10 protein-coding genes are annotated in these 11,007 nt (G+C 68.7%); 5 read left to right on the top strand and 5 right to left on the bottom strand.

The window, feature by feature from the left end:
* Positions 1 to 15: 15 nt before the first annotated feature.
* The 4 genes from IPF36_RS33320 to IPF36_RS33330 are packed head-to-tail and all read right to left on the bottom strand — an operon-like array spanning position 16 to position 1,558.
* Positions 16 to 153, bottom strand: a complete 138-nt coding sequence (locus tag IPF36_RS33320; protein WP_243737036.1) for a hypothetical protein — start codon at positions 151 to 153, stop codon at positions 16 to 18.
* A complete protein-coding gene (locus IPF36_RS34950) occupies positions 150 to 317 on the bottom strand; it encodes a hypothetical protein (protein WP_240745955.1) in 168 nt (55 codons plus the stop codon). The genes IPF36_RS33320 and IPF36_RS34950 overlap by 4 nt, the downstream gene beginning before the upstream one ends.
* Positions 314 to 1,279 carry a pseudouridine-5'-phosphate glycosidase gene (locus tag IPF36_RS33325; protein ID WP_195432237.1) on the bottom strand — a complete coding sequence of 322 codons (966 nt, stop codon included), beginning with the start codon at positions 1,277 to 1,279 and terminating at the stop codon, positions 314 to 316. The genes IPF36_RS34950 and IPF36_RS33325 overlap by 4 nt, the downstream gene beginning before the upstream one ends.
* 30 nt (positions 1,280 to 1,309) lie before the next feature.
* Positions 1,310 to 1,558 carry a hypothetical protein gene (locus IPF36_RS33330; protein WP_133097378.1) on the bottom strand — a complete coding sequence of 83 codons (249 nt, stop codon included), beginning with the start codon at positions 1,556 to 1,558 and terminating at the stop codon, positions 1,310 to 1,312.
* A 396-nt stretch (positions 1,559 to 1,954) separates the two neighbouring features.
* Here IPF36_RS33330 and rpoD point away from each other — a divergent pair, with 396 nt between their 5' ends.
* The 5 genes from rpoD (at position 1,955) to IPF36_RS33355 (ending at position 9,825) form a co-directional block, all read left to right on the top strand.
* Entirely contained in the window at positions 1,955 to 3,928 is a 1,974-nt protein-coding gene (gene rpoD / locus IPF36_RS33335; RefSeq protein WP_133097379.1) for an RNA polymerase sigma factor RpoD, read from the top strand.
* Positions 3,929 to 4,064: 136 nt separating this feature from the next.
* On the top strand, positions 4,065 to 4,640 hold the full coding sequence (locus IPF36_RS33340; RefSeq protein ID WP_133097380.1) for a DUF2760 domain-containing protein: 576 nt from the start codon (positions 4,065 to 4,067) through the stop codon (positions 4,638 to 4,640).
* The gene (locus tag IPF36_RS33345) at positions 4,637 to 6,484 is read left to right on the top strand and encodes an Hsp70 family protein (RefSeq protein ID WP_133097381.1); all 1,848 of its coding nucleotides are present in this window, start codon (positions 4,637 to 4,639) and stop codon (positions 6,482 to 6,484) included. Before IPF36_RS33340 ends, IPF36_RS33345 begins: the two co-directional genes overlap by 4 nt.
* Entirely contained in the window at positions 6,477 to 9,272 is a 2,796-nt protein-coding gene (locus tag IPF36_RS33350; RefSeq protein ID WP_195432233.1) for an Hsp70 family protein, read from the top strand. The genes IPF36_RS33345 and IPF36_RS33350 overlap by 8 nt, the downstream gene beginning before the upstream one ends.
* Before the next feature lie 115 nt (positions 9,273 to 9,387).
* On the top strand, positions 9,388 to 9,825 hold the full coding sequence (locus IPF36_RS33355; protein ID WP_195432235.1) for a YciI family protein: 438 nt from the start codon (positions 9,388 to 9,390) through the stop codon (positions 9,823 to 9,825).
* Between the two features lie 6 nt (positions 9,826 to 9,831).
* Here IPF36_RS33355 and IPF36_RS33360 read toward each other — a convergent pair whose 3' ends face one another.
* Entirely contained in the window at positions 9,832 to 10,848 is a 1,017-nt protein-coding gene (locus IPF36_RS33360; protein ID WP_135705118.1) for an FUSC family protein, read from the bottom strand.
* Between the last annotated feature and the right edge of the window lie 159 nt (positions 10,849 to 11,007).

The following is an 11,007-nucleotide window of genomic DNA, read 5'->3' on the forward strand; positions in this document are numbered from 1 at the left end:
GGCGCGATGCGGTGATCAAACCAGCCGGGCGCCCGGCCACGCGCCCGACATCACGGTATTGCGCACCGACTGGCGCACGGTCTGCATGATGTCCCACAGCTCCGGCACCGGCGGCCGGTTGCGCGCGGTAGCCAGCGCCACCTGCCGCGTCACCACCGGCTCCACCAGCCTGGCGCAGCGCAGCCGTTCTCCACCAGCCGCATCGACACGGTATTCGACGCATCGCAGCGCCGCGCGCGAAATGCTGCCCGTGCGGCCACACAGACAAAGCAGGCCAGGTCGTCGGAATTCAGCGGTGCGGGGGCATTGGCGGTCATGGCGTGACCGGCGGGTTGCCTGAGCTGGCCAACGATCCGGTGACCGCCAGCGCTAGCGCCAGCCGCGCCCCCACCTCGGCGTTGTGCTTCACGAGCGCGATATTGGTCGCCAGGCTGCGGCCGCCGGTCAGCGCCTTGATGCGGGCCAGCAGGAACGGCGTCACGGCCTTGCCGGTGATGCCTTGCGCGGCGGCTTCGGCCAGCGCCTGCGTGGTCAGGGCATCGATCTCCGCGGAGGGCATGGCCGCCGCTTCGGGCACCGGCGTGCTCAGCACCACGCCGCCTGCCAGGCCAAGATCCCACTTGGCGCGGATAAAGCGCGCCTGCTGCGCCGGCTCGTCGAGCCGGTAGTCCGCGCGGAAGCCGCTGTCGCGCTTGTAGAACGCCGCCACGTTGTCCTGCCCGCAGCTGAGCACCGGCACGCCATGCGTCTCCAGGTATTCCAGCGTCAGGCCGATATCCAGCACCGATTTCGCGCCGGCGCAGACCACCGCCACCGAGGTCCTGGCCAGTTCCTGCAGGTCGGCCGAAATGTCGAAGGTTTCCTGCGCGCCGCGGTGCACGCCGCCGATGCCGCCGGTGACGAACACCTCGATGCCCGCCAGCGCGGCACAGATCATCGTCCCCGCCACGGTGGTGGCGCCCAGCTCGCCGCTGGCCAGCACCGCCGGCAGGTCGCGCCGGCTGACCTTGTGGGCCTGCCCGGAGCGGCCCAGCAGTTCCAGTTCGTCGTCGGACAGGCCGATGCGGATGCGCCCGCCGATCACCGCGATCGTCGCCGGCTCGGCGCCGAGGCGACGGATCAGCGCCTCCACCTCGCGGGCGGTGCGCACGTTCTCGGGGTACGGCATGCCGTGCGCGATGATGGTCGATTCGAGCGCGACCACGGGGCGGCCCGCGGCCCGGGCGGCGGCCACAGGCGCACTGAAGCTCAGCCAGGCCTGGGCAGGCCCGGCATTGATGTCCGGGCGTTGGCGAGTGGGCTGCACTGGCTAGTCGTTGCCCTTGACTGCATTTTTCGTCGCATGCCAGCCCTGCTTCGTCGCAGCGCCGACGGCATGGCCGGCTTCCTTGGCGCCGCGGCCGACGGCATGCGCCGCATCGCGCACCGCGTGGCCGCCTTGCTTGCCCGCCGCCTTGACGCTGTGCTTGAACGCGCGCGCGTCCGACGCCAGGCTCGCGTAGGCCGGGACACTGCATGCGGCCAGCAGCAGCACCATCGTGATCGTTCTGGAGTTCATGCGCATTCGGGGGCCTTTTTCGACGCGGCAACCAACCGTGCCGCGTGCCTGATTTTAGCCGGGTCGTCTAAGCTATAAACGCAATCTGCCTCCGGAGCCGACATCAATGTGTCGCATGTTGCCCTCTCATGGCTTTCTGGGCACCCGAAAAACGGGCCGGCGCATACACCGAATACGCCGTTCCGGCAAGTCAACAGTCCCTTCCTTGCGACTGCAAGGTGCTGCGACGCACCAATGGCTGTACAATACCGGACCCCGATTCGAAGGCCATGGCGCGCCCCTAGTTGCGGCCCCTCGCCATAGCGAACCCCCTCATTAGCCTCGACAGCAGGACCCGAAGCACGCGAAGCGTGCGCGCTGCCGTCGAATTGCCATTCACGAAGGAAAAAGCAGTCAATGACAAGCGGCGCACAACGTACGGCAGCCAAATCACGAGATGCAGGAGCGATCAAGGGCCTAGGCCAGACCCCCGGCGGGTCTGCGGCACAGCTCGATCCCTCGGCCGAGGCTGCCGCGCGTAGCCAGCAATTGCGCGCCCTGATCCAGCTGGGCAAGCAGCGCGGGTACCTGACCCACGCCGACATCAGCGACCACCTGCCGGAGAATTTCGCCGATACGGCGGCGATGGAAAGCATCGTCAACACGTTCGCCGAAATGGGCGTGAAGATCTACGAGCAGACCCCGGACGCCGAAACGCTGTTGCTGAGCGACGGCCCGGTGGTCGCCTCCGACGACCAGGCCGAGGAAGAGGCCGAGGTGGCGCTGTCCACCGTCGACTCCGAATTCGGCCGCACCACCGACCCGGTGCGCATGTACATGCGCGAGATGAGCTCGGCCACGCTGCTGACGCGCAAGCAGGAAGTGGAGCTGGCCAAGCGCATCGAGGACGGCCTGAACAACATGATCCACGCGGTCTCGGCGTGCCCGTCGACGATCGCCACGATCCTGGAGCTGTCCGAGCGCGTGTCCGCCAACGAGATGGCGATCGACGACCTGGTCGACGGCCTGAGCGACGAGAGCAGCGCGGAAGCCGCCGCGGCCCCCGCCGCCGACGATGAGGTCGAAGACACCAGCGTCAGCGCCGACGACGAAGACGGCGATGAAGACGATGCCGACGAAGGCTCGTCCCAGCAGGGCGGTGCCGATACCGACTCGGCGCAGCTGCGCGAGGAATGCCTGAAGCGGTTCGCGCGCGTGGCCGCGCAATTCGAAGTCATGCGCAGCGAAGAGGCGACGGACGGCACCCAGTCGCAGGCCTTCCTGGCCGCACGGGACACGGTGCGCGAAGAACTGCGCACGATCCGCTTCACCGCCAAGACCATCGAGCGCCTGTGCGCCGACGTGCAGTCGATGGTCGATGCCGTGCGCGCCGTCGAGCGCCAGGTGCTGCAGCTGCTGGTCGAGCGCTGCGGCATGCCGCGCGAGGACGTCGTGGCCCGTTTCCCGGGCAACGAAACCAACCTCGCCTGGGGCCAGGAACTGGCGGCGGAAAACCGCCCGTACAGCGCCGCGGTGGCGCGCGCCCTGCCCGACCTGGAATCGCACCAGCAGAAGCTGATCGACATCCAGGCCCGCGCCACGCTGTCGCTGGCCGAGCTGAAGTCGGTCAACCGCAAGATGCTGGCCGCCGAGCGCCAGATGCGCCAGGCCAAGCACGAGATGACGCAGGCCAACCTGCGCCTGGTGATCTCGATCGCCAAGAAGTACACCAACCGCGGCCTGCTGTTCCTGGACCTGATCCAGGAAGGCAATATCGGCCTGATGAAGGCGGTGGACAAGTTCGAGTACCGCCGCGGCTGGAAATTCTCCACCTACGCGACCTGGTGGGTGCGCCAGGCCGTCACGCGCGCCATCGCCGACCAGGCCCGGACCATCCGCGTGCCGGTGCACATGATCGAGCAGATCAACAAGCTCAACCGCCTGTCGCGCGAGATCATGCAGCAGACCGGCAAGGAGCCGGATCCGGCCGTGCTGGCCGAGCGCATGGACATGCCGGAAGAGAAGATCCGCTCGATCATGAAGATCGCCAAGGAGCCGGTGTCGATGGAAACGCCGGTGGGCGAGGACGGCGACACCAGCCTGGGCGACATGATCGCCGACTCGGACAACGCCACGCCGGCCGATGCCGCGCTGCAGGCGGGCCTGCGCGCGGTCGTGCGCGAGATGCTGGACGAGCTGACCCCGCGCGAAGCCAAGGTGCTGCGCATGCGCTTCGGCATCGACATGGCCAGCGACCATACGCTCGAAGAAGTCGGCAAGCAGTTCGACGTCACGCGCGAACGGATCCGCCAGATCGAAAGCAAGGCCATGAAGAAGCTCAAGCACCCGAGCCGCGCCGACCGGCTGATGACCTACCTGCGGGACGCCTGATCTCCGGCCGGCCGGCGTGCTCCGGGCGGCGCATGGGAAGCAACCGTGGCCGTTTCGCCGCAAACTGGCCGGCTGACACACTTGTTAGGGCAAAATCCCGGTCTGGGTGGCCCCGACGGGCCACGGGAGCTTTTTCATGACTGACTCGAACCTATCTTTCTTCGGCAGGGTTTCGCTTGCCGTGGGCACCTTCTTCGCCATCCTCGGCGACGGCCAGCTCGCGGCCGGCATCAAGCGGCTGCGCAACGGCGAGAGCGCCGCGCCGGCAGCACCGGCCCCCGTCGCCGCACCGGTCCCGGCAGCGGCACCCGAGGCCCCCACGCTGAAGGAAGCCAGCCCGGTGGCGGCACTGCAGCTGCTGGGCCTGCTGCAGCGCGACGCCCGCTTCGTCGACTTCGTCGAGGAAGACATCGCCCGCTATTCCGACACCGAAATCGGCGCCGCCGCCCGCCTGGTGCACGACGGCTGCCGCGCGGTGCTGCGCGAGCACTTCACCATCCGCCCGGTGCGCGAGGAAGCCGAAGGCAGCCGCGTGACGGTGGCCGACGGCTTTGACGCCACCGCCATCCGCCTGACCGGCAACGTGGTCGGCAGCGCGCCGTTCCACGGCAGCATCAGCCACCGCGGCTGGAAGGTCGACGAAGTGCGCCTGCCGCGCGTGGCCGAGCGCCATGACGCCACCGTGATCGCCCCGGCCGAGGTCGAGCTATGAGCGAAGCCCGCTACGCCATCGGCATCGACCTGGGCACCACCCACAGCGCGCTGTCCTACGTCGACCTGGCCGCCAGCGATGGCGAGAAGACCAGCCAGGAAGTCCAGGCCATCACGCAGCTGACCGCGCCGGGCGCCGTCGAAGACCTGGACCTGCTGCCCTCCTTCCTGTACCTGCCGCACGCGAGCGAGTTGTCGCCCGGCGACCTGGCGCTGCCGTGGACCGCCGAGCGCGACTTCGCCGTGGGCGAAATGGCGCGCACCCGCGGCGCGGCCACGCCGATCCGGCTGGTGTCGAGCGCGAAAAGCTGGCTGTGCCACCCCGGCGTAGACCGCCGCGCGCAGATCCTGCCGGCGGACGCGCCGCCGGAAGTGTCGCGCGTGTCGCCGCTGGAGGCGTCGGTGCGCTACCTGAACCACCTGCGCGAGGCCTGGGACCAGGCCCATCCCGACGCGCCGTTCGGCGAGCAGGACATCACCGTCACGATCCCCGCATCGTTCGACCCCGCCGCGCGCGAACTGACCGCAGAAGCGGCAGCCGCGGCCGGCTATGCGCGCATGACCCTGCTGGAAGAACCGCAGGCCGCGCTGTACAGCTGGATCCAGAAAAGCGGCGGCCAGTGGCGCAAGCAGGTCAAGGTCGGCGACATCATCCTGGTGGTCGACGTCGGCGGCGGCACCACCGACCTGTCGCTGATCGCGGTGGTCGAGCGCGACGGCAACCTTGAGCTGCACCGCGTTGCCGTGGGCGACCATATCCTGCTCGGCGGCGATAACATGGACCTGGCGCTGGCCCACGTGGTGGCGCGCAAGCTGGCCGCGCAAGGCACGCAGGCCGACCCGTGGCAGCTGCGCGCGCTGACCTACGCCTGCCGCGCGGCCAAGGAAACGCTGCTGACCGACCCCACCACCGATACCGTGCCGCTGGTCGTGCCGAGCCGCGGCTCGAAGCTGATCGGCGGCTCGATCCGCACCGACCTGACCCGCGCGGAGCTGACGCAGACCATCCTGGAAGGCTTCTTCCCGCAGGTCGACGCCTCGGCCCGCCCGGTCAGCCGCGCGCGCGCCGGCCTGACGCAGCTTGGCCTGCCTTACGCGCAGGACGCGGCCATCACGCGCCACCTGGCCGCGTTCCTGGGCCGCCAGGTGGCGGCGCTGGCCGAACTGGAAGGCTTCCAGGGCGCGCAGCCCGAAGGCGCGACCTTCCTGCATCCGACCGCGGTGCTGTTCAACGGCGGCGTGTTCAAGTCGGAGCTGCTGGTCGAGCGCATCCTGCAGACCCTCAACGGCTGGCTTGCCGGCGAAGGCGCGGCACCCGCACGGCTGCTGGGCGGCGCCGAACTGGACCTGGCCGTGGCACGCGGCGCGGCCTACTACGGCTACGTGCGGCGCGGCAAGGGCGTGCGCATCCGTGGCGGCACCGCGCGTTCCTACTATGTCGCGGTGGAATCGTCGATGCCGGCCGTGCCCGGCTTCGAGCCGCCGATCCAGGCGCTGTGCGTGGCACCGTTCGGCATGGAAGAAGGCACCGATGCCGCGCTGCCGCCGCAGGAATTCGGCCTGGTGGTGGGCGAGCCGGTGCATTTCCGCTTCTTCGGCTCATCGGTGCGCCGGCAGGACCAGGTCGGCACCCTGCTCGACTTCTGGGGTCCGGAAGAACTGCAGGAACTGGAGGAAATCCAGGCGACCCTGCCCGCCGAAGGCCGCACCGCCGGTGAAGTGGTGCCGGTCAGGCTGCATGCGCGCGTGACCGAGGCCGGCACGCTGGAGCTGGAAGCCGTGCCACGCGGCAACGGCGAGCGCTGGAAGGTCGAGTTCGACGTGCGCGGCAGCGCCGATGCCTGAGGCAGTGCCCGCGCCGGCGCAGCAGTACGTCGTCGGCATCGACCTGGGCACCAGCAACACGGTTGTCGCCTACGCGAAGGCCGCGTCGGACGATATCCGCGTCTTCGATATCGACCAGCTGGTCAGCCCCGGCGAAGTCGCGGCGCGCCCGCTGCTGCCGTCGGTGCGCTACCACGCGGCGCCGGGCGAGCTCAGCGGCGATGACCTGCAACTGCCCTGGCAGACCGCCGCCAGCGCCGCCGCGCGCCGGACCGTGTTCGGGCGGCTGGCGACAACGCTGGGGGCACAGGTACCCGGCCGGCTCGTCGCCAGCGCCAAGAGCTGGCTGTCGCATGCGTCGGTCGACCGCACCGCGCCCATCCTGCCGTGGGGCGGCCCCGACGATGCCGACAAGATCTCGCCGGTGGTCGCCAGCGCGAGCTACCTGGGCTACGTCGCCGCGGCCTGGAACCACCGTTTTCCCGACGCGCCGCTCGAGCAGCAGGACGTGGTGCTTACCGTGCCCGCCTCGTTCGACGAAGGCGCGCGCGCGCTGACGCTCGAGGCCGCGCGCCTGGCCGGCCTGCCCGCACTGCGGCTGCTTGAAGAGCCGCAGGCCGCGTTGTACGACTGGCTCTTCCATCATCGCCAGACGCTGGATACCGACCTCGCGCAGACACGCCTGGTGCTGATCTGCGACGTCGGTGGCGGAACCACCGACCTTACGCTGATTCGCGTGGAAATGCAGGACGGGCAGCCGCAGTTGACGCGTATTGGCGTGGGCAACCACCTGATGCTCGGCGGCGACAACATGGACCTGGCGCTGGCGCACCTGGTCGAAGCACGCCTCGGCGCGGACCAGAGGCTGTCGGCCTCCAGCCTGTCGCAGCTGGTGGCCCGCAGCCGCGCGGCCAAGGAACAGTTGCTCAGCGCGCAGGCTCCGGACGCCGCCACGGTCACGCTGCTCGGTGCCGGCTCGAAGCTGGTCGGCGGCGCACGGTCGGTTGAAGTGACGCGGCAGGAAGTCGAGCAACTCGTTGTCGACGGTTTCTTTCCCAAGGTTGCCTCCTCTGAGAGGCCCGGTCGCGCGCGGGGCGCCATCGTCGAGTTCGGCCTGCCTTATGCGTCCGACCCGGCCGTGACGCGGCACGTCGCCGGCTTCCTGTCGCAGCACGCCGCGCAGTCGCGCATGGCGCTGGAAGCGCCGCCCGCGCAGGCCGATGCCCTGCCCGTTCCCGACACGCTGCTGCTGAACGGCGGCGTGTTCCGCGCCGAAGCGCTGGCGGGCCGCATCGCCGAGACGCTGGGCGCGTGGCGCGGTACGCCGCTGCACGTGCTGCACAACGCCGATCCCGACATCGCGGTGGCACGCGGCGCGGTCGCCTATGCAAGGGCCCGCAGCGGCCAGGCACCGCGCATCGGCGGCGGCTCGCCGCGCAGCTACTTCCTTGTGCTCGACGACAGCGCGACCGGCCAGCAAGGCATCTGCCTGCTGCCCAAGGGCACCGAGGAAGGCCATGAGGTGCACCTCAGCGACCGTACCTTTGCGCTGCGGGTCGGGCACCCGGTGCAATTCCACCTGGTCTCGTCGGTCGCCGACACCGTCTACCAGCCAGGCGAGCTGGTCGACCTGTCCGCGGGCGACTTCGTGCGCCTGCCGCCGATCGCCACCGTCGTTCCTGCACGCGGCGCCCGCGGTCCGCGCGAGACGCCGGTGCAGATCCGCACATCGCTGACCGAGGTGGGCACGCTCGAAGTCCACTGCATCGACATCGCCAACGACTCGCAACGCTGGCGGCTGGAATTCCAGCTGCGCGGCAACGATGCCCCGGCGGAAGCGCCCGCGGCCGCAACGGCGCATCCGGCGCTGCCGCAAGCCATCGAGGCAATCGACCGCACCTTCGGCGCCCGTTCGCAGGACGTCGGCCCCAAGGAGGTCAAGCGGCTGCGCGCGCAGCTGGAGCAGGTGCTGGGCGCGCGCGAGCAATGGGACAGCGCCCTGCTGCGCGAGCTGTTCGGCGCGTTCTGGGAGCGCGCCAAACGCCGCCGCCGCACCGCCGACCATGAGCGCCTGTGGCTGAACCTGGCCGGCTATTGCGTGCGGCCGGGCTTCGGCTATCCGCTGGACGAATGGCGCGTCGAGCAGCTCTGGTCGCAGTACGACCAGGGCATCCAGTACGTCAACGAGACCCAGAACTGGTCGGAATGGTGGACGCTGTGGCGGCGCGCGGCCGGTGGCCTCGATGAAAGCGCGCAGCTGCGCTTGTTCGAGGACATGGCGTTCTACCTGCAGCCGCCGGGCAGCGGACACTACAAGAAGCCTGCCGGTCCCACGCGCGGCGGTTATCCCGACATGGTCCGCCTCGCCGGATCGCTGGAACGCCTGTCGGCCGACACCAAGATCGAGCTGGCCGGCTGGCTGCTGACGCGGCTGCGCAAGCCATCGGAAAACAACCTGGCCTGGTGGGCGGTGGGCCGCATCGGCGCGCGCATGCCGTTCTATGGCAGCGCGCACAGCGTGGTGCCGGCAGAGATCGCCACGCAATGGATCGACAACATCCTCGCGCTCGACTGGAAGAAGGTCGAGCCCGCCGCGTTCGCCGCGGTGCAGATCGCGCGCATGACCGGCGATCGCACCCGCGACCTGCCTGACGAGACCCGGGCCAATGTGGTGCGCCGGCTCGAAGCCGCCAACGCGCCGCAAAGCTGGATCGCCATGGTCCGCGAAGTCGTCGAGCTCAATGCCGCGGATGAGGGACGGGTATTCGGCGAAGCGTTGCCCGCGGGCCTCAAGCTGATCGCGCGGTGATGTGGGGGCCTTCCCATGGGTCCCTGGCGTCATTTGAAGGTGGTGTGAATTTCACCTATGCTGACTTGCTCCTGCTGCCGGTGTGGCGGCGCCCAGCCCTTCAAGGAGGAAGACAATGCGCGTCATGGTGATCGTCAAGGCAACGAGCGATTCCGAAGCCGGCAAGATGCCGGGCACAGAATTGCTGGCAGCAATGGGCAACTTCAACGAAGAGTTGGTCAAGGCTGGCATCATGCTCGCCGGCGAGGGCCTGCATCCGAGCGCCAGGGGCAAGCGTGTGCGCTTCTCCGGCAAGGAGCGGACCGTGACCGACGGCCCGTTCGCGCAGACCAATGAACTCATCGCGGGATTCTGGCTGTGGCAGGTCGAGTCCATGGACGAGGCCATCGCATGGGTCAAGCGCTGCCCCAATCCCATGGAGGGCGAGTCCGAGATCGAGATCCGCCAGGTGTTCGAAGCCGATGATTTCGGGGCGGAGTTCACCCCCGAACTGCGCGAGCAGGAAGAGCGGCTGCGCGCGCAGGTCGACCAGCAGGCCAGCAAGCCGCGCTGATGAAGACTACACGCGTGCGGCGTACGGAAATCCATATTGCCTGCTGAGCCGGTCAAGCCTGGCACGCAGGCTGGCCAGCTCGCCGGCCAGCTGCCGCGCCATGATCGGCAGCGGCCCTGGCTCCGCTTCCACCACGGCGGCTCGCGGCGATGGCATCGGCAATGGCGCCTTGCCGGTCTCCAGTGCGTCTGCCAGGGACAGCAAGGTAGCATCGATGCCGGGATCGTCGCCCTCGCGCAAGCCGCCCTCATGCTCGATGGTGGCCATCAGTTCCAGCGCGCTGATACAGACGCGCGCGCCATGCTGGATTTCCTCGAACTCGGCGGCAGGCACGCCGGTCTCCTTGGCCACCGAGGGGATCAGCCCGCGCAGCGGAATCAGCTTCGCGCCCAGTTCGATCATTGCGGTGCGCAGCTCGGCGGCATCGGCAAAGCCATGCTGCATCCGCGTATGAGCCGCCATGCTGGCGCGCAACAGCCCGGCCAGCCTGATGCGCCATGAATATGAGGCATAGGCGGGCAACGCGAAGGAAAACACGAGTGCGATCGCGGTACCGATAAACACATCGGCGGTGCGCCAGAACGCGTCGGCGATATTCTGTTCGCCATGGCCGGCGGTAATCACCACGGTAATCGCCGCCAGCAGCGCGATATAGCCGCCCTGGCCGATGGCATGGTAGGCGCAATAACCGCAGATCAGCGCCAGCAGCGCATAGGTCAGCAACGGCCAGCCAAAGAACGATTGCTGCACGATCAGCGCCAGGCCGATAAGTGCCCCGATCAAGGTGCCGATCCCGCGTTCCGCGGCGCGACGGCGGATATTACCGTGGTGCTGGAGCCCGCCGATGACAACCAGTACGGTGATGGTGGCCCACTCACCGTGGGGGATGTCGATGCCGGTGGTCAGGGCAATTGACGCCAGCAGTGCCAGCGCGACGCGCGTGGCGTGGAACAGCCTGGCTTGCCGAAAGCGACGGTTTGTATCGAACAGTGCGTCGGTGGTTTTGCGCAGGGTTGCTAGCATGGTTTTGGTTGGCGCGGCGGGGAATGCCAAGTTTATGGCATGGGTTGTGCCAATGTGGTTGCTGTTAGTGACATTGCCCGCGATAGCAATAAACTCGAAGCCGCCAAAGCAAAAACCCCTCGCAGCACACGCTGTCGAGGGGTTTTGCACAATAAGAGC

The organism is Cupriavidus sp. IK-TO18 (assembly GCF_015549295.1).
Lineage (GTDB): Bacteria > Pseudomonadota > Gammaproteobacteria > Burkholderiales > Burkholderiaceae > Cupriavidus > Cupriavidus oxalaticus_A.